Annotated in this window: 15 protein-coding genes; 7 read left to right on the top strand and 8 right to left on the bottom strand. The window is 37.5% G+C overall.

What is annotated here, in order from left to right; genetic code table 11:
- Window positions 1-79 precede the first annotated feature (79 nt).
- Both BK009_RS04220 and dmpI read right to left on the bottom strand, forming a co-directional pair.
- The gene (locus tag BK009_RS04220) at window positions 80-2,200 is read right to left on the bottom strand and encodes a thioredoxin domain-containing protein (protein WP_100906157.1); all 2,121 of its coding nucleotides are present in this window, start codon (window positions 2,198-2,200) and stop codon (window positions 80-82) included.
- 103 nt (window positions 2,201-2,303) lie between these two features.
- Complete coding sequence (gene dmpI, locus BK009_RS04225) at window positions 2,304-2,492, bottom strand: 4-oxalocrotonate tautomerase DmpI (protein ID WP_100906156.1); 189 nt, start codon at window positions 2,490-2,492, stop codon at window positions 2,304-2,306.
- 572 nt (window positions 2,493-3,064) lie between these two features.
- Between dmpI and BK009_RS04230 the strand changes: the two genes are divergently transcribed.
- From BK009_RS04230 to BK009_RS04240, 3 genes are all read left to right on the top strand, one after another.
- Window positions 3,065-3,478, top strand: a complete 414-nt coding sequence (locus tag BK009_RS04230; RefSeq protein ID WP_100906155.1) for a hypothetical protein — start codon at window positions 3,065-3,067, stop codon at window positions 3,476-3,478.
- Window positions 3,479-3,937: 459 nt separating this feature from the next.
- Window positions 3,938-6,310 carry a PAS domain-containing protein gene (locus tag BK009_RS04235; RefSeq protein WP_100909121.1) on the top strand — a complete coding sequence of 791 codons (2,373 nt, stop codon included), beginning with the start codon at window positions 3,938-3,940 and terminating at the stop codon, window positions 6,308-6,310.
- Window positions 6,311-6,749: 439 nt separating this feature from the next.
- Window positions 6,750-7,139, top strand: a complete 390-nt coding sequence (locus tag BK009_RS04240; protein ID WP_100906153.1) for a hypothetical protein — start codon at window positions 6,750-6,752, stop codon at window positions 7,137-7,139.
- A gap of 323 nt (window positions 7,140-7,462) precedes the next feature.
- On the opposite strand, the gene BK009_RS04245 is transcribed toward BK009_RS04240, so the two are convergent.
- The gene (locus tag BK009_RS04245; protein ID WP_100906152.1) at window positions 7,463-8,098 is read right to left on the bottom strand and encodes a tetratricopeptide repeat protein; all 636 of its coding nucleotides are present in this window, start codon (window positions 8,096-8,098) and stop codon (window positions 7,463-7,465) included.
- Window positions 8,099-8,400: 302 nt separating this feature from the next.
- Between BK009_RS04245 and BK009_RS04250 the strand changes: the two genes are divergently transcribed.
- Window positions 8,401-8,955, top strand: a complete 555-nt coding sequence (locus BK009_RS04250) for a manganese efflux pump MntP (RefSeq protein WP_100907876.1) — start codon at window positions 8,401-8,403, stop codon at window positions 8,953-8,955.
- 110 nt (window positions 8,956-9,065) lie between these two features.
- Here BK009_RS04250 and BK009_RS04255 read toward each other — a convergent pair whose 3' ends face one another.
- Window positions 9,066-10,562, bottom strand: a complete 1,497-nt coding sequence (locus tag BK009_RS04255) for a PP2C family protein-serine/threonine phosphatase (RefSeq protein WP_100909122.1) — start codon at window positions 10,560-10,562, stop codon at window positions 9,066-9,068.
- Between the two features lie 170 nt (window positions 10,563-10,732).
- On the opposite strand from BK009_RS04255, the gene BK009_RS04260 reads away from it, so the two are divergent.
- Window positions 10,733-12,445 (top strand): ABC-ATPase domain-containing protein, encoded by a 1,713-nt coding sequence (locus BK009_RS04260; protein WP_100909123.1) that lies wholly within the window; start codon window positions 10,733-10,735, stop codon window positions 12,443-12,445.
- A gap of 196 nt (window positions 12,446-12,641) precedes the next feature.
- Window positions 12,642-12,974 (top strand): zinc-ribbon domain-containing protein, encoded by a 333-nt coding sequence (locus tag BK009_RS04265; RefSeq protein WP_100906149.1) that lies wholly within the window; start codon window positions 12,642-12,644, stop codon window positions 12,972-12,974.
- Between the two features lie 134 nt (window positions 12,975-13,108).
- Here BK009_RS04265 and BK009_RS04270 read toward each other — a convergent pair whose 3' ends face one another.
- From BK009_RS04270 to tsaA, 4 genes are all read right to left on the bottom strand, one after another.
- The gene (locus tag BK009_RS04270) at window positions 13,109-13,735 is read right to left on the bottom strand and encodes a restriction endonuclease (RefSeq protein WP_232728031.1); all 627 of its coding nucleotides are present in this window, start codon (window positions 13,733-13,735) and stop codon (window positions 13,109-13,111) included.
- Between the two features lie 92 nt (window positions 13,736-13,827).
- On the bottom strand, window positions 13,828-15,252 hold the full coding sequence (locus BK009_RS04275; protein ID WP_100906147.1) for a B12-binding domain-containing radical SAM protein: 1,425 nt from the start codon (window positions 15,250-15,252) through the stop codon (window positions 13,828-13,830).
- A 453-nt stretch (window positions 15,253-15,705) separates the two neighbouring features.
- On the bottom strand, window positions 15,706-16,281 hold the full coding sequence (locus BK009_RS04280) for a hypothetical protein (protein ID WP_100906755.1): 576 nt from the start codon (window positions 16,279-16,281) through the stop codon (window positions 15,706-15,708).
- Between the two features lie 283 nt (window positions 16,282-16,564).
- A complete protein-coding gene (gene tsaA / locus BK009_RS04285) occupies window positions 16,565-16,960 on the bottom strand; it encodes a tRNA (N6-threonylcarbamoyladenosine(37)-N6)-methyltransferase TrmO (protein ID WP_100909124.1) in 396 nt (131 codons plus the stop codon).
- Window positions 16,961-18,742: 1,782 nt separating this feature from the next.
- On the opposite strand from tsaA, the gene BK009_RS04290 reads away from it, so the two are divergent.
- Window positions 18,743-19,054 carry a hypothetical protein gene (locus BK009_RS04290; protein ID WP_100906145.1) on the top strand — a complete coding sequence of 104 codons (312 nt, stop codon included), beginning with the start codon at window positions 18,743-18,745 and terminating at the stop codon, window positions 19,052-19,054.
- The last annotated feature ends 50 nt before the right edge of the window (window positions 19,055-19,104 follow it).

A 19,104-nucleotide genomic window follows, 5' to 3' on the forward strand; every position in this document is an offset into this window, starting at 1 on the left:
AATTGAATAGTACTTACTTTATATTCTTAATTTTGAATATTTCTTATTTAAATAAAATAAGTAAAAGAGATGATAATCTTTACTCACTCTTTAAAAGGTTAATTAAATCTTCAGGAGTATTTACCGGAGCTTGACATGTTCCATTACCACAAACATATGCCGTGGCTGACTGGTTAAGAAGGGTTTTATCCTCCAATGAGGGGATAATCTCCTTAATAATATTATCATCAGTTGATTTGAAGATTAACACAACATTTGGTAGGTACTCCTTTCTCAAGGCCTCTATGAATGCATTAGTATCTGGTTTGTTCTTTTCCCCCAGGATGGTTATTTCAAAGGAAGGACTACGTTTGAGGTAGACCGCTGAAAGGAACATTGTGAATGCTGAGGGGGATTGCTCGATTAATGGAGAGAAATAGTTTTCAAGTGCCTGGGACACCTCCCGGAACTGGAGGTCACCAGTTAGGAGGTATAATTTTTCCAGGTTCATCATCATAACAGAATTTCCTGAGGGTAATGCAGTGTCATAGGCCTCTTTTTGCCTTACCAGCACCTGGTGACCATCATCAGGGGTGAAGTAGAACCCTCCCTTATCAGAGTCCCAGAAATGTTCCATCAGGGTGTGGTTGAATTGGAGGGCAGTTTTAAGGTATTGTGCCTTGAAAGTGGCCTGATAAAGTTCCAATAATCCCCAAATAAGATAGGCATAGTCATCTAGGTTACCATCCACTGCTGCATCATTGTCACGCCAGCGGTGGAGTAATCTTCCCTGCCGGTTGAGTCTGGTCATGATGAAGTTCACTGCTTCTCCAGCAGCCAATAAATAATCTTCTCGGTTAAATATTTTACCTGCCAGGGCCAAGGCAGCTATAATAAGGCCATTCCAGTCTGTTAAAATTTTATCATCCTTATGAGGGTGTACTCGTGACTGGCGAACCTTGTAGAGTGTTTCCCTTGCACTTTCTGCCTTCCACCATAGTTGCTCAGGGGTTATTCCTGTTTTTTCGGAAAGTTCATCCCAGGTTTGGGTTCGGTGTAGGATGTTTTTACCAGTTGCAGTCCGGGTGGCCTCATCTAGGAAGTTCCCGTCCGGGGTGATGGAGTAAACACTGGAGAGGAGTTCTCCCTCATCAGGACCTAAGATATTCATTATTTCATTCTGGGTCCACAGGTAAAATTTACCTTCCTCCCCTTCACTATCAGCATCCTCTGCAGAGTAGAAACCGCCTTCTGATGATTTCATATCCCTTAGGAGATATTCCAGAACTTCTTCTGCCTTTTCCCTGTACGGGATTTTTCCAGTGGCCTGGTAGGTCTCGGTGTAGGTAATAACCAGGAGGGCCTGGTCGTATAACATTTTTTCAAAGTGGGGGAGTATCCATTGGCGGTCCACACTGTAGCGGTGGAAACCGAATCCAACATGATCGTATATGCCTCCTTTTCCCATGGCTTCCAGGGTTTTTTCTACCATGGAAAGTGCTTCGGCCTCATGGGTTTGTTTCCAGTACCTGAGGAGGAAGAGCAGGTGGTGTGGTGTTGGGAATTTCTGGTTATTACCGAAACCAGCGTATTCCTGGTCAAAGTTTTCAAGGAGTGAATTGTAGTTTTGTTCCAGTATTCCCTCTGAAAGCATCCTTGATTTATCAGAAGATCCTTTATGACCATGTGATATTTGTTTTAGTGATATGGTCAGGTCTTCTGCTGATTTTAGGAGGTTTTCTCTTTTATTTTCCCATAGATCACGTACATTCAGGATCAGATCTCTGAGGCCAGTTCCCCGGGGTCCGGTGTCCTTGGGGAAGTAAGTTCCAGCAAAGAATGGTTTCTGGTCAGGGGTCATGATGATGGTAAGGGGCCAACCCCCTGTTCCAGTGACCATCTGACAAACCATCATGTATACACTGTCAATGTCTGGTCTCTCCTCCCGGTCCACCTTAACCGGTACAAAGACCTGGTTAATGAGCTGACCTATTTCCAGATCCTGGAAGGACTCCTGGGCCATGACATGGCACCAGTGACAGGTGGAGTAACCAATTGAGAGGAATATGGGTTTGTTCTCATTTCTGGCTTTTTCAAATGCCTCATCACTCCAGGGGTACCAGTCTACAGGGTTGTACCTGTGCTGGAGGAGGTAAGGACTTTTTTCATCTTTAAGGTGGTTAAGGGTATTTCCAGATTCTGGGGAGGGATCTTCAGACATTTTTATCGCCGATTCACATTTTTAAGGAATTTTCTGTTTCACACTATGGGTGTTTTCCTAAAACATTAGCCACTAATTTCTAAACATAACCAATAAAACACTTTTAGTGGCTGATATCGCAGAGCAGGTTATCTCCCACTCCCACATTTTCAGCTTCCACTTCCCGGATTATGGTCACAATGGACTGGACTGGAAGTCCCAGAATTTCACTGGCTGTTTTGGCAAATTTATTTACCATCTCTTTTTTCTGTTCCTTGCTCATAGGAGGAACATCAATGGTTATAACTGGCATATTTTTTTTACCTCCAAAAAATCTTTAATTTAGAGTATGTTTCTACAGAATCATAAATTTATTTAATATTATTTGAAAAAACATAAAATTACCACTAAATAAATTTACCACTAATCTTTCACAAGGGAAAAATTTCAAAAACTTACCAATCTGGATATTGTAGTATATATCTAACAGTGTATTTTAGGACCATTTGGAGGTATTCAAAAAGTTATAGATAAGTATTATCCTTGTATTCCATGGGGATCAATATTTTTAATACATTGCCATAAATTAGATAAGTATTGTAGTATTAATATAACATGTTATATTAGTACAACAAAGATTATTAATCATCCATAAAATTAGAATTTAAACTCATTCATCCATTAAAAAATAAAATAACTTTATTTGAGAATTTACTTCAATGATTCTAGACTCTTAAAATAACTGGATTATCCCAGTATAATAATTCCTCAAATATAATTTAAATAAATAGTAGGGATAGATGATTATAAGATAAAATGCATATTTTATTTAAGGTTACAGAGATTTTATTTGGATATTAACCATCAACTTCCGAGGAGGGTTCCATGAAAGATAATCCAGTAAAGGAAACAGAATCAATTGAGGCTAATAGGCGGATTAAAGAGTTAGAGGCAGCGTTAGCTAAAAAAGAATCTGAAATCGATTTTTTGAAGGATAAAATCAACACCAATCAGGATATCATCCTGGATGTGATTGATGAAAAAAAACTGCTTAAAAAACAGATCGAAGAGTACGAACGCAAAGAACTGGATATGAAACTCAACAATTACATGGAACTCCAGCGTAAACATCACAAAGTTGAACACCGCCTATTTGTAACCAAAAACCTCCTGGATGAAGCTCACAAAAAACTGGAATTTCATGCAAAGGTAATTGAGGATCTGGAAAATCGGGGGTTTACTGATTTCATCCTGGGTAGACACCCTGATAGTTACCGAGATTATAAAAAAAGGTGCTGATTAATTTTCATAACTACGATTCTCTTAAGTGTTAAGATTAAAAAAAAATAATATCCGAAGATAGTGTGATAAAATATTTACTTAGGATAAATTTTCACTTATATGGGGATGGAAAAAATAAAAAAATGTAGAAAACGGTGTAAAATGATCCAACTATATATCCCAAAACACCTAAATATAGAGTCACTAACATTTTTGTGTTATGGATATACAAAATAATTTTTTCATAAAAATTCTATTAAAATGATATAACTTTACTTCGTTAAACGTTAATATTGCGAAGTACTTTTTTTAGATCTTGTATCCTCAATTAATCCATCCCACAACTGCAATAAATATTATTTATCCATGATAAATTATTATAGTTCTTAGAGGTACTTTTCATTATTATAACTTTCCAATTTCTTTCCAATAGTAATTAATAACTTATAGTACAACTAATGAAAATTGGTAGTTACCATGTCCGGAACAACAATAATTCTCGCCATGGATGATGATTCTGAAGCTCTTAAAATCAACCAAATACTTTCCTCAAGTAATTACCACCCACTAACCGTACTTAATTGGAAAAATCCCCATTGGGAAGAACTAGATTTGGAAAGCAAGGAACAACCATCAATCTCAAATTACAGTATGGAGGATCTGGTTGATTCTGCATCACTTGATTTAAATTCAGTTGACTTAATCATAATGGACGATGAATTACAGGAAAATCTAAAGCTGAAGGCAGTTTTAGACGAAATAAATAACCTAAATGATACACCTTACATTCCTCAAATTTCCATTACCTCTAATCCTGATTTTAATACTTTAGAAGGAATTGACTTAAAAGAGAATAAAATTTGCCTATCCAGACCACTTGAATCACATGAACTCTTTTTAGCAGTTGAAAGTGCCTTTTACAAAAAGAAAATGGAAACTGCACTTAAAAAAAGCGAAGATAAATATAGGATTCTCATTGAAAACGCCGACGACCCCATAGCCATGATCAACTATCATGGTGAATTTCTCCTGGTAAATAAGAGCGCAGCAGTTTTCTTTTCCTGTGAAGAGGATAATTTCAGGGGTAAAACCATGTGGGAAATTTTCCCCCAAGAACAGGCTGATTCCCAGATGAAAAACATAAGGAAGGTTATTGAAAATGGAGAAGGGGAAATCTTTGAAAGTAAAACCATCATCAGGGATAAAGAATATTATTTCAGCACTAATATCCAGCCCATGCCTGTGAAAAATGGTGAAGTGGGTGCAGTGCAACTCATTGCCCGGGATATCACCCCCATGAAGATGGTGGAAAAGGCCCTGAAGAAAAGTGAAGAAAAATTCAGGGAAGTATTCAACAATGCCAACGATGGAATATCCCTGCACTCGGTAGATGAAGAGGGTTTACCAGGTAAATTTTATGAAGTCAACGATGTGGTGTGCCAGAGACTGGGCTACACCCGGGAAGAACTTCTCTTTATGGGCCCCAAAGATATTATTAATAGTGAAACCAGGGAACTAATGCCCAAATTAATGGAAAAATTGAAAACTGAAAACAGAGCCACATTTGAAGCTGTACAAATTACCAAAAATGGAGAAATGATCACCACCGAGATCAGTAATCATCTTTTCAAATTACAGGGAAAAGAAATGATCATGTCCATAACCCGGGATATTTCCGAGCGTAAAAAATCAGAAAATGAATTATTACGTATTTTAGCAGGGATTGAAGGTGCGGGGGATGCTATTGGGATAGGTATGCCGGATGGCTCTCAGTTTTATCAGAACCGATCATTTAATGAATTATTCGGCTACACTGTGGAAGACTTAAACAAACCCATGGGACCAGTGCAACTATTCAACGACAAAGAACTGGGAAGATACATATACCAGACCATAATGAATGGTAATAGCTGGGATGGGGAACTGGAAATGACCGACATCTCCGGAAGAGTATTCCCCGCATACATACAAGCTGACTCCATTAAAAATGAGAATAGAAGGGTAATTGGTCTAATCTGTGTCTTAAATGATATTACTGAAAGAAAAAGGGTGGAATATGCACTGAAAACCAGTGAAGAAAAGTTCCGAAATCTGGCCCAAACCGCAGTGGATGCCATTATCATCATTGACAGCGAAGAGAAGATCATATTTTCCAACAGCAGCCTGGAAAGAATATTCGATTACCGGGAAGAAGAGATACTGGGGGAATACTTGGACACCCTCATCCCCCAAGGGCACATGGAAGATTTCCAGGTTAAATTGGACTTTTTCCATCAGCATGATCGGGAGATGGGTAATGTTTTTGAATCATTTGGTCTCCGGAAAGATGGAAGTGAGTTTCCACTGGAGATGTCACTTAACACATGGAAAGCAGAGGGAGAAATATACACTACCTTCATCATCCGTGACATAACCCAAAGGAAGCTGAATGAGTTCAAATTGAAGATGAGGGAAGATATATTCCAGTTAATGGCCCGGAACATTGAAGAGGTTTTCTGGATCATCGACCCCCTTACTGGTCAAATACTTTACATGAGCCCCTCCTACTATAAAATTTGGGGAGAGTCCATTGAGAATCTTTACCAGAATCCCCGTTCATGGATTGAATCCATACACCCTAAAGACAAGGATGAATTCATATCTTATATTTTTGGAAAAAATGGCAGGACTATTAAGCACCGGGATAAGATTGAATGTAGAGTGCAACGTCCCGATGGAAAAGTGCGGTGGATAAAGGTCAGGGCTTTCCCAGTGATAAATCAAAACAAGGAAATCTATCGCAGGATTGGAATAGCCACTGATATCTCTGATATTAGAGCTATGGAAAATAATAACAGACCTATAAAATAATGCATCTTTTCAATATAGCATATCATATATTCACCACCAACTAATCAATATTAGCCGCTTAAAGCTGTTAATTTATCTTGATAAACTTTATTTTATAAATGAACCAGTTTTTTGTGATAACTTTCACATTACCTCATTAAAAATTATAACTGGTTGTGACTACACTTATTTTATTTGAGGCAATAATCCAGCAAGGTGATGGACAACATTACCCAAGAATGTGAATGTTGATCAAAACTATTCCCATATATGGATTATGCCTTATCCACCGCCTTAACGGACCCCAGTTCTGATTAGGGAGAACCCGCCGCCCTCCCTTTTCGGGACTTTTTTTCTATTTACCAATAACTATTTTAAGTTTTTAATGACCTTTAAGTACCAGATTTATCATCGTATTTCACCCGTGAATTGTATAAATGGGTTAGATGATCATATTACTATGACCTATCTAGATGATGACCTGGGAATGGTTACCTTTTCACTGATCTGCCCGGAATGCGGGGTTGCAAACCCTGATGATTCCCTAAATTGTATGGTTTGTGATCGAGATCTCACCAACATAGTACTGTTTTTAGAGGATGATTCATTTGACCTGGAATTAACCAACGAACATCTAATTGAATACCGGAAAAACTTTTGGGGTACTGATAGAACAGGTAAAGTTAATAGATATCCTTTAAGTGAAATAAGAAATATCGAATATGGTTCTCCTGTTACTCGTTTTAAATTTGATTTTAATGGTGAAAGAAAGGTTATACCGCTTAGGAAAGAGAATATGGAAATTTTGAAAGATGTTCTTCCCATAGTTATCAAAAGGAATAATATCTAAATAGGAAAAATATCCAGTAATTATGAATTATTGATGAAATTTCTTCCCATGTTCTACTTGAGCAAAACCAATGTTTATGGAATAGATATAATATAGTGATGTGATTAACACACCCACACAGATACATTTAAATAGTATGGAAAAAAATACTAGATTGTGTGTACTACACACACATCAAAACCCCTAGGTTTCAACCTAACCTTTAACTCTATTTTTGGTTGGGACCAGAAACTTTGCTTCCAGAGATAAAGCCATTTTTCCCCCCTACAAACCCCCTTTAATCTCTGGAAGCTTTATATTTATATGGACTAAACCTAATTAATTCATTTCTTATCAATCAAACCAGTTTTCATTTTTAACTCGAAAATCAAGGCCCATGCTTCTTCTACCTGTGGTGAAAGGGTGGAAGATGCCAGTTCTATGAATTTTTCCAGTGATTCAATAGCCTCATAGTACTCATCCATAAAATTATGTGCTGAACCCTTACCTGCCCAAGCCTGAGCATTAGCCGGGTTAATTTCCGTTGCACGGGTGAAGGATTCCAGAGCCTCTTTATATTTTTTCATACCAAAAAGCGCTGATCCACGATTGTTCCAAACTTCATCATTATTTGCTTCCAGTTCCAGGGAGTGATCAAAGGAATTAACAGCCTCCTCAAACCGGGCCTGAGAAGCATATAGAACTCCTAAGTTAGACCAGGCCCTTGCATTGTCCGGTTCAAGATCAAGAGCCACTTCAAAGGATTCCTGTGCTTCGTCCTGCAATCCCACACGGGAAAGGGCAACACCCCGTATGTCCCATATTTTGCCATTATCTGGATCCAGTTCCAGTGCTTGGTCAAAATATAAAAGAGCAGATTTATAATTACCCTGACTAAAAAGCTGCTTACCCTCCTTCAAAAGAGCAATTTCCTCCCCCTTATTCTTCTCATCTTCCGGGTTATTCATAATGGGAACCAATTAAAATCACCAATTCTAATAAATAAAGATTCATTTTAAAGAATAAATAAATTTAGTCAATTTATGTATTTGCAAAGATTGAATAAATCCCATAACATAGGGTACTCTTTTTTATATCTCAGGGTATGATTAATCTTTTGTAATTCTTTACTGTTATCACATACCTTTATAGTTCCATCAATAATTCTTAATTATATAAAATAAAAATATTTGATTAGAAGCTTTTAAAAGCATTTAAGGTCATGAACCCTTTTCTCCCTAGAACCATAATCATATAAGTTTTGTGAACATAGGAGTAAGATATGGATATTTTTTCTATGTTTTTCCTGGCAGTGGGACTGGCTATGGATGCTTTTAGTGTATCCATCACTAGGGGAATGATTCTCAAATGTAACTTCAAGTATGCATTTACCATTGCCCTTTTTTTCGGGGCTTTCCAGGCTTTGATGCCTGTGGTTGGTTGGTTAGCAGGTGAACAATTAGCAGTGGTGGTTGAACTTTGGGCACCATGGATTGCCTTCATCTTGCTCCTCATAATAGGGGGTAAAATGATTTATGAGGGTTTTCAAGAAGAAGATGACGATGTGTGTCAGATATTTTCCCTGAAGGATATTCTAATACTATCCATTGCCACCAGTATTGATGCCTTTGCAGTGGGTGTGACCTTCGCATTCTTAAACACCCCTATCTTGCTCCCTATTCTTATCATAGGCCTGGTAACTTTCGCATTATCATTTATAGGGGTTTACCTTGGAAAGAGAGCAGGACACCTATTTGGTAATAAAATAGAAATCTTAGGAGGGATCATCCTAATTGGAATTGGACTCAAGATCCTCCTGGAAAACCTAATTTTTTAATTCAAAACAAATAGGGAAATAAAAATGGGTTATATTCCAAAAACAGGAAATTAAATTATCTAATAAAATCGGGAAAATATACACAAAAAAGGATATAATATAACCCAAATTTAATCAGCTTTTAATATCGCAAGGGCCATATCATCCATGTTAACCTCTGATTCCGCTGCTTTTTTCTTGAGTTCATCCACCAGTGCCTGGGGTGAAAGTTCATGGTTACTAGAAATCAATCTTCTTAGGACCTCATCACCTGAAATTTCCTTATTTTCCAGGGCTTTAACCATTCCATCGGTGTAAAAGACAATTATATCCCCATTTTCAATTTTAACTTCATATTTATCAAGTTCAATGTTCTCCAATCTACCCAGTGATTTTTCCCCACGAACCAGCTCTTCCAGTTGATTGGTTCCATTTCTGTAGATAAGTGGGGGAATGTGGGCGGCATTAACATAGGTGAAACACTTATTTTCAAGGTTCAGTTCCCCATACAAAATTGTGACAAATATCTCCGGCCCAATATCCACTGCAATCAGGTGGTTAAGATATCTCATAAGTTTTTGGGGTTTCAGATTTTTAGCCTCCCCCCGGATGATGGTTCTGGAAAGTGCCATAAGAAGTGATGCAGGGAAACTTTCCCCAGTAACATCGGCAATTACAATACCTGTTTTTTCACTGGATATGGGTATGAAGTCATAAAAATCCCCTCCAACTTCATGTGCAGGTATATTTAAGGCTGCAACTTGAAAACCAGGGATGGAAGGTAATTCTTCCGGTAGGAAGCTTTTCTGAATTTTGCTAGCTACATTCAACTCATGCTTTTTACGTTCCAGTTCATCAAAATAAAGGTCACGTTGCTTGATGGTTTCCCGTTCACGGAGGAGGTTTGAGATGATGAAGGCGAATATGAACATTCCCAGGGCATTAGATACAATTATGGGGATGGTTAGCTCTTCCACCACTGCCAGTGCCTGAGAGTAAGGTTTGGCAATGGCCAGGTTAATGAGTAGGTGAAGTGATTCCATTAAAACCGCGAACACCACCGCCCAGAATATCCCCACAAAACGGCGTTTGTTAATGAGGAAAACCACACCAGCCAGTAATCCGGCCAGTATGGTGGAAAAGGCGCAGGGGACTGCAGTAAACCCTCCCAAACTCAAACGGTATAATCCACCTATCAGACCAGCCCCCAGTCCCACAATCGGCCCCCCAATCAGGCCTGCCACCATGGGACCCAGATCACGTACATTGGCCATGGCCCCGAAAACATCCACACCGGAGTGGGTTCCGAAGATGGATATTGCTCCAAAGATAAGTATGAGTACAGCCTGATTTTTAATAGTGAATTTACCCTCCAAGACCTCGGTGAACATGCTTAAACGGCTCACAACATAGGCAATAACCACGATTACACAGGCCTTTTCCACCAGAACCAGGAGACTGTGCTGCACTGAAGACATTGGCATTTCATGAAATTGTAGAATTAATAAAACACTCACACTGCCTATAATAGCCATAATGGCATGGATGTACATTATGGGGACTTCTTCATCCCCGGCCAGGTAATTTCTGATGGTGTGTAAACGGTCTTTGAATGTGATTTTTGACATAAACTGAAACTCCCATTTTATACTAAACCCTAAAATCCATGATATAGCATAATAATATTATGATTGATGAATCTAATCTCATTATACCTTTTCTTTAAGATATTTAAATAGGATTCTATAAAAAATAGTATATTTAAACTTGAATTTATTAAATATACTTAATGATTCCCATGGACGATAAAGAAAAACTAATATCCATCCTAAAACGAATTAATGGAAGGGGATACAAGGCCTACTTGGATTTAAAGGGTAATTATGATTTTGGTCTTTTTTCACTAACTATTAAACATGTGCAGCGGGATCCCTTTGCTAGCCCATCCCTACTACAAGTAAACGTTTATAATAATTCATTCCCTGCAGAATTATATGAAAACATAACCCGAAAGATTGCATTGGAGGACTACATCTCCCGGGCATTCCGAAAAGGTGTTAATAATTCTCCAATTAGTAGGCGGGGTAGTGGTAAGAGTGGAATTTTACTTATTGACTGTGGAAATCAGGAGATACTCCAACGTAGCAGTGTAAATATCAGTGAAGATAATCTGGAGCTACGTTTTCAGTTAGGTTTACCCGCCCGGGGTAGGAGAATTATGGGTAATGAAGCTCAAAAAATATTGATCAAAATTTTACCAGAAATAGTGTTTGCTTCCTGTTTTTATGAAAACCTCCCTGTAGAGGAGGTAACTACTCATGTGAAAAGTTTTGAAGATGCTGAATATCTACGGAGTCAACTGGAAGGGGAAGGATTGGTGGCATTCATTGCTGATGGTTCCATTCTCCCCCGTGAAAGCGGGGTGTCATCCAAACCACTCCCCGGAGCTGTAACATTCAAATCCCCCACTACACTTAGAGTTTCTTTAAAAACAATACAAGATGAAATTGTTACGGGTATGGGAATCCCGGAGGGGGTTAATCTTATTGTGGGTGGAGGTTATCATGGGAAATCCACACTACTACGGGCAGTTGAGCTGGGAGTGTACAATCATATTCCAAGGGATGGCCGGGAACTGGTGATCACCAGGGCTGATGCAGTTAAAATAAGGGCAGAAGATGGTCGTCGTGTGGAGAAGGTTGATGTTAAAAGTTTCATCCACCACCCTCCAGGGATGGGGGATACCAGCAGATTTTCCACGGAAAATGCCTCAGGATCCACATCACAAGCTACCAACATCATCGAAGCACTGGAAGCTGGATCCAGACTACTGTTATTTGATGAGGATACTTCAGCAACCAATTTCATGATAAGGGATGAGAGAATGCAGCGTCTGGTTAGTAAGGATAAAGAACCTATCACCCCCTTCATTGACAGGGTAGATGAACTTTATCAGGAACAGGGAGTTTCATCGGTACTGGTAATGGGTGGATCCGGTGATTACTTCCAGAAGGCAGATACGGTAATAATGATGGACCATTATCAACCTTACAATGTTACCCTAGAGGCGCGGAAGGTAGCTGATGAAATGCCCCTTAACCGCAGAAGAGAATCAAGGGGTAAATTCACCTACAAAGAACGTTACCCCCATCCAGAATCCATAAAACCAGATAAGGGTAAAAGGTTGAAACTGGATAGTAAAGGAGTTAACCAACTGGTTATTGGCCCTGAATTTGTTGATCTTTCCCAAGTGGAACAGCTGGTTGAATCCAGCCAGACACGGGCCATTGGTTACGCTCTTTACCAGTTTTCCAAATCTAGGGAAGATTCCCTTAAAAGGAAATCAAATATATGTGAGGTTTTGGATTATCTGGAAACTAAGATGAACCAGGAGGGTCTTGATTTCCTGGCACCTCCAGGTAGAAGTCAGCCCCATAACCTTTCAAGACCCCGTAGGTACGAAATAGCAGCAGCTATGAATCGTCTGCGAACATTGAGGGTAGATAGTTAGGAATGGTTTCAACTTAGGATTTATTATATGAGTTTAGTATTTGTTTATAGAACTATGTTGAATTAAACTTGGCACATTGGAAATCGGGTTACTAGAAAGGTTATTCTTGGAAATATTATTTAACCAATGATTAACATATTTTAATTCATAAAGTGAGGGGAGGATTTCCAATACCCTCCTAATGGAGATGATTTGTATGGTTTACTGTCATAACTGCGGTACAAAAAATGATGATGATGCTGAGTTTTGCTCTAAGTGTGGGGAGCCATTGAAGGATGTTAGGGATTACGAAGGACGAAGACGTCCCCGACATCATGATGACCGTTACTACCGTGAACGACAGGAGTGTTTCGGACTTCCACATGGAAATTTAATTGGACCCCTTATAGCAGGAATCGTATTAATACTAATTGGATTGTCTTCTATTTATGGTTTTAACATTTGGAGTGTTTTCTGGCCGGTTTTAATTGTGGTTATTGGCCTATTAATAATAGTAGGTGCAATTTATGGTTCCCGGAAAAAGAGATAATTAACGTCTTTCTTTTATTTATACTCTATTTTTTATGGAAACAACCCATTATTAATTTATGAATAAATAACGAGTATATTCGGTTACAGGACCTTATTTACAGATTTTTATTTATGATACTTATTTAAGTTCAATTATTCATAAATACAGGCCGTTTCTTTCAGGCAAGCCTGGCAAACCCTTTCATGATGGGTTTCTGAAACTCTTATTCTAGTGAAAATCCAGAACGAAATCAGAATCAGGAAATAAATTTCCATTAATATATTTCCTTTTACACTGACACCCAATAGAATGAGAAATGAACCCAGAACCAGGGCCATGTTCAGGGTGAATTTCCAATTTTTCCCCATATCAATGAAAATAATAGAAAACAAAGCCAATAAAACCATGACCACCCCTAAATAAAAAGAAATCTGACCATATGCTGATGTTAGGCCATGAAAATAGTAAAGTAGTATCCCGGTAATGGCAATAACTGCTCCGGTTGAAAGCCCCAGGCAACCAGGACAATATTCTTTCCCCTTAATGAGGAAGGTGTGGTGCTTGAACATCCCACAATCAGGGTGATGTCCTTTAAATCTTATAGATTTACGGTTAGGGGACTTTTCCTTAAGATCATTTAGAAATTTCAATAACCCTGCACAGGTTGAGGGGTAAATTGCAGCCAATATTCCCAGGATACATATCAGGATGAAAACTGATAAAATCAGGGATTTAAGGAAATAAGAAGATGTTTCTGGTGTAGGGCTCCAGAAGTACATTGTTATCAGTAATAAAAGACCAGAAAAGGTAATGAAAATGAGAAAAATAGATTGGCTATCAAAATCTTGTTGATATAATCTTTTTTTCCAGTTCAATATAACTCCCTCAATGCTTGCAATAGGCCCTGACCCGCCATGTAACGGTAAGTTTGTCGTTTGAATTTATTCCGTGAGAAAAGGCCACTGAAACGTCTCCTCACACTGCCATAAAAACTCCGGTAACATTGGTATAATTCTTCCTGGACCTCAGCACGACTCAGGTATTCAGTAGGCATGACTGCATGGACCATGTCATAGTTAGCCCAATTATCATCTTCTAACCATCCCTGCCTCCTGGCAGTTTCATAAAGCTGTGTTCCAGGAAAGGGAGTCAGGATCATGAAAATAGCTAAGTCTGGATCCACCTGGTTAACGAAATCCCTTAACCCCTGGATTGATTCATGGTCATCATTACGGTCCCCGGTAATCAGTGTTGCCTGGGAAAAGATGTCATTTTCCTTCAAAAGATCCATGGAAAGCTTGGCATCAGAGGATTTAATACCCTTATTATAATTTTGGAGGGCCTTATCATCATGGCGCTCCAGTCCAGCCATTATCCAGTAATTTCCAGCTTTACGCATTTTAGGAAGGTTTTCCTGATTCCTGATGATATCATCACTTCTAGCTTGCATGAACCATGTTATATCATCTGATAACCCTCGTTTGATTAATTCATCACATAATTGGCTGGTTCTTTTCCCCAGACCAAAATTATCATCGGTCAACCATAGGAAACTGATACCATATTCTGTGTAGAGATGTTCCATTTCATCCGCAATTCTTCCAGGAGATTTCGGCCTCCATTTACCTCCCCAGTGTTCCCACTGTGAGCAGAAGGTGCATTTATAGGCGCATCCCCGGGATGCTTCAACCAGAGCGTATCCTGCACCCGAGCGAGCCATCATTTTGAAGTGGTACTTGTTCATATGCTGACTTACATAGTGGTAACCTGGTAAAGGTAAATCATCCAGGTTATCAATTAATGGACGAGGTGGGTTGTGGATGATTTTATTATTGTTTCTCCAGGAAAGTCCTTTAACATCAACCGGTACTTTATCCTCTTCAAGACTTTTGACCAATTCATAGAGGGTTATTTCTCCTTCACCACGTACTATAAAGTCAATTTCATCATAAGTTTCAAGGCTTTCAGTGGCCAGGGCACTGAAATGTTGACCGCCAATCACGGTTTTAACCGCGGGGTTGATTTTTTTAGCTATTCCCAATGTTCTGAGGACGGTGAAAGTATTACAAGTTGCCAGGGCACTCAAGACCACCACGTCGGGTTCTGCCTGCTCCAAATAATTCTCAAGATGTTTCCAGCCAAAATTCTCAGACTGTGAATCCAATACCCCAATATCCCAGGTTAAATTCCGGGATTCCAAGTATGCGGCTAATTGGAGTATTCCAAGTGGTGGTGGCATGTATTCACCCATCACAAACCAAAATGATTTAGGCGGTTCCACAAATAGGACTTTCATCTTTAAAGCTCCTTAACCCATTGAATCTTGATAGTACACAACGTGAATTCTTTCTTAAAATCCATACTAACCATTTTAACCAGGTGAATTGATATAGATTTGATATTCAATTATTAACTTAATATATGGTTGTATTTCACAAATGATATGTATTTATCCAATTAAAATGAACTTTAGAGTTTATATAAATCAATGGATAGAAATGAGGTGTGATAATGAACTTAGTTACTTTAATGGTACTCTTAGGGCTTGTAGTGGTGTTCCTGGTTCTAATTATAAGGTATTATTTACTGTATAAGAAGGGTTTAGATGGGTAGGGTGTTTAGTGATTGGATGAGTTACTGGTTAGATAATAGATTTTTATTAAATATTATAGTGACATATTTAAATTGTGAGACCCTGCAGGTTTATAAGACCATCCCGGGGATTGGATTATGAACAGAAACTTAGCTCCTAGTAGGTCCATACAGGTATTTCATTCCACTGGGCTTGGAATGTCTTCAGTGTCTGAATTATGAGGGATGCGTTGAAACGGTCCACCATTAATACCCCTTTACCTAATTTCTGGGCATTAATTTTACTTACTATTCCGGGGTACTCTTTGACAATTCGCTCACCATCCTTTTTATAGGTGGATATACCACCATAAAGTGCACGGTTTAGTTTATTCCTATCATTCTGATTCATTTCAGTGGTGTTATAGGTTAGTATAATACGTGATTTTAATTGCAGACCTTCTGCAGTTACATCCACTGCCTTACCATAGAGAAGAACGCCTTCACCACTCATTGCAGCTGCAAGTTCAGGTTTAGCGCCCAGATCCTCTGGAGTGACATTTTTTATCCGGAATTTCCCTGAAACCAAATCATTAACTTCATTGAAGTAATGTTCTGATTTACTGGAATAAACAACAATCAGATCAACATTTTTTAATATATTAGACGCTGCAATCCCGGGATAAATTACAGATATAACTCCTTTCACCTTTTTAATTTCTTTGGTGAGTTCTGCAGCTGATTTAAAATCCATCATCCCCTCTCCTTCAACTAAATTAGGATAACCACCCCCCTCATAATATATAAAGTGAACTGGAAAATCCCATTGAATCATCTGTTATATTAATACACTAAAACATAAGTAAGTTTCTTAATTGAAGCTTAAAATGGATCCAGAATATCTAATGGAATAGTGGATAGATATTTTTAGGGGATTTAAAGGAATATTTTTATGGCAAAATAGGTTTTTAAGGAAATTAACAATTCAATTGATATGCCTAAAATAAAATGAAGGGATAGAAAATTATTACTTGGGTTTAAGGGCAGTCCAGTTCCTGGACAAAGGGTTTTATATCCAGGACCGGAGACTCATCAAGGGCATCTAACCACCTAACAGTCAGAACATTTCCATCAATTTTAATCAGTTCCACCATACACAACCCCAGAGGATTGGGCCTCACCGGTGCCCTGGTGGAAAAAACTCCCCTTTTATCTGTTTTCCCATGGGGAACCACCTTCAGAGTAACTGAATCTGCACGGTCCATCCAGTAAATCACCTTCAGATAGGAATAATTCTCAATTCCATCCAGAGCCTCTTCATACTCTTCAAAAATTGTTATGGTGCTTATTTCATCTGAAAACCGGCCTTGATGAGGGGATCCCTTCTTAATTTTATAAGGAGAATTAACCAATCCTATGGGTTTAACTTTCATATCACTAACCTCAACATTTATTTTAAAACTTCTAAATATGCAGGGAATAACTTAAATCAGTACTATACTTTGATTTACCATACTTATTATAGTTTTTAAACTAATTTAAACACCAATACCAAATTTAGATGTTGAAGATAGTTTTGAAATAATGCTTTGAAATAATGTGCTTTGAAATTATAAATTCATGGAAAAAATAGTTATTTTATTATAGAATCAACTGAGAGCTGTATATTCCAGTTCAGTCGTTATAATCAATGGAGAATCCCGCAGGGATTTGTAGAATGGGGAGTTTGGTTGGGCCCTGCGGGAATAATTTTAGGGAGGCAATTCGTAAATATTGCTATTGTTTCTCCATTGATCGTGGTTTAATAAAGTATTTGCAAGTTAGACTTGGATAACATTCCTTATATAAGTTACGGAGACCTAGATATATTTATATTGTAATATTAAGGAATAATAGCAATAAAATTATTTCATAATAATTTTTTTATCCGCGAATAGTTTTGATGAGTAACCAGGAAATTATCAAATCAAGATCATACCTAAAAGTGATCTTCCAACCTAATTTACAGTGATAATTATTTATAGTGATAATAATACCTTGACTGCTTTGATTTGACTGCTTTCAACTAGAATATTAAAACAAAATTAGTAGAACTAAACTGCTTAGTAATAAACTTCTTGGAACTAACTGCGTTTACCATTTGATTGAATACTATATAATTCAAAAAATCACTAATATCTAATCTTTCAAAATAAAATAATAACTAGCATAATAGTGTTAATGTAATTTTCCTTCGCAAAATAGTTAATTGGGTGGTGAATCTAATGACCGGAGTCACTTTTGGATTTTTCAGCACCTACCATCTTTTTAATGTTGAGAAGTCTTTCACCATTTAAAGATGTTTTAATGGATTTTTCAGAATTGTCATCCCTAAATTTTCTTAATATAAAATCACCCCCATCTAGGTGATAAATCTAAATTCACTTACCTTTAATGGTTAATGTGAACTATTTCACCAAAAAACTAAATTCTGAATAAAAATTCTCATTAGTGATATACCACCTTTCCCCTCGGTATAAATTCACATAAATCTCTCTGACAGGCGGATTGGGCAGAACTGATACTACAATACAGTTAAGAATGAATCTTTTAATATCATCAAATGGTAATTTTTTCCAGATTGAAAAAAAATAAAATGATTAGATTGAAATGTGGATTTATTGGAAGATATTAAGAAAATTCATAGGTGATTGGTCATTTTTTTAGTATTTTCCAGCTATCTCCTTACAAATATTCAAATCAATACAAATATTTAAATATAATGTTGAGTAAGTTGTAATAAGGTGAATTAAACGACCTCAGTATCATGTTATGATCCAATGGATCATAATATGAATATTAATATCATGCCTTTACACCGCCTCCGTAAGGACATGAGATGGCACAGTCGCTGGGGCCCTAAGGCCTCAGGGACTTTATTATGCCCTCAAATATGAAAGTCCTTAAGATAAATTGGTGGAATGTTATTTTAGTCTTTTAATTTTATTTAGTTACTATTTTTTCTGGATTTAATGAAATTTAACTCTTTTATGTGCCTATTATTACTCAGTAAAAGCTAGATACATCTATAAAAACCAAGGCTAATACCCCTAAATAAATTCATGACATCTATTAAAGTAATTCAGGAACTATTAATATTAGACTTATTTTTCGGAAAATTTAATATCCAAAGATTTATTTATTATGGTGTTTTAAGATGGATTAAAGTGATCAATATGACTGAACACAATAAACAGAAATACACCAGTTCAATGGATGTAATGGATAAAAATGGCGACCTCCTGGGAGCTGTGTGTGTCACACCATCAAAGGAAATTGGGAAAAGAGATATCCTCTTAATGGATGAAAAAACAGGTACACAATCAGTCAGGAGCACCACTGAATTGATTAACATGCTCTCCAAAAAGGATGTCCCTTTTGATGAAAGAAAAAATGTATTGGATTTTTTAGCCGAAAGGCTGAGAATATTAGAACAAGAATTAGCTATTAAAACTTTAAAATCATTGAACCAAAGCAAAAAACAATGATAAATCTTCAAATAAGAATCACTGGCAATGTTTAACTAGAATGTGTCTTT

This window comes from Methanobacterium subterraneum, assembly GCF_002813695.1.
GTDB lineage: Archaea > Methanobacteriota > Methanobacteria > Methanobacteriales > Methanobacteriaceae > Methanobacterium > Methanobacterium subterraneum.

Excerpts from the sequence above, each read along its gene's own strand:
- BK009_RS04220 (WP_100906157.1), bottom strand. The coding sequence starts at position 2,200 with ATGTCTGAAGATCCCTCCCCAGAATCTGGAAATACCCTTAACCACCTT.
- BK009_RS04275 (WP_100906147.1), bottom strand. The coding sequence starts at position 15,252 with ATGAAAGTCCTATTTGTGGAACCGCCTAAATCATTTTGGTTTGTGATG.
- BK009_RS04235 (WP_100909121.1), top strand. The coding sequence starts at position 3,938 with ATGTCCGGAACAACAATAATTCTCGCCATGGATGATGATTCTGAAGCT.
- BK009_RS04230 (WP_100906155.1), top strand. The coding sequence starts at position 3,065 with ATGAAAGATAATCCAGTAAAGGAAACAGAATCAATTGAGGCTAATAGG.
- BK009_RS04270 (WP_232728031.1), bottom strand. The coding sequence starts at position 13,735 with ATGTACTTCTGGAGCCCTACACCAGAAACATCTTCTTATTTCCTTAAA.
- dmpI (WP_100906156.1), bottom strand. The coding sequence starts at position 2,492 with ATGCCAGTTATAACCATTGATGTTCCTCCTATGAGCAAGGAACAGAAA.
- BK009_RS04260 (WP_100909123.1), top strand. The coding sequence starts at position 10,733 with ATGGACGATAAAGAAAAACTAATATCCATCCTAAAACGAATTAATGGA.
- BK009_RS04265 (WP_100906149.1), top strand. The coding sequence starts at position 12,642 with ATGGTTTACTGTCATAACTGCGGTACAAAAAATGATGATGATGCTGAG.
- tsaA (WP_100909124.1), bottom strand. The coding sequence starts at position 16,960 with ATGAAAGTTAAACCCATAGGATTGGTTAATTCTCCTTATAAAATTAAG.
- BK009_RS04290 (WP_100906145.1), top strand. The coding sequence starts at position 18,743 with ATGACTGAACACAATAAACAGAAATACACCAGTTCAATGGATGTAATG.
- BK009_RS04255 (WP_100909122.1), bottom strand. The coding sequence starts at position 10,562 with ATGTCAAAAATCACATTCAAAGACCGTTTACACACCATCAGAAATTAC.
- BK009_RS04240 (WP_100906153.1), top strand. The coding sequence starts at position 6,750 with ATGACCTATCTAGATGATGACCTGGGAATGGTTACCTTTTCACTGATC.
- BK009_RS04280 (WP_100906755.1), bottom strand. The coding sequence starts at position 16,281 with ATGGATTTTAAATCAGCTGCAGAACTCACCAAAGAAATTAAAAAGGTG.
- BK009_RS04250 (WP_100907876.1), top strand. The coding sequence starts at position 8,401 with ATGGATATTTTTTCTATGTTTTTCCTGGCAGTGGGACTGGCTATGGAT.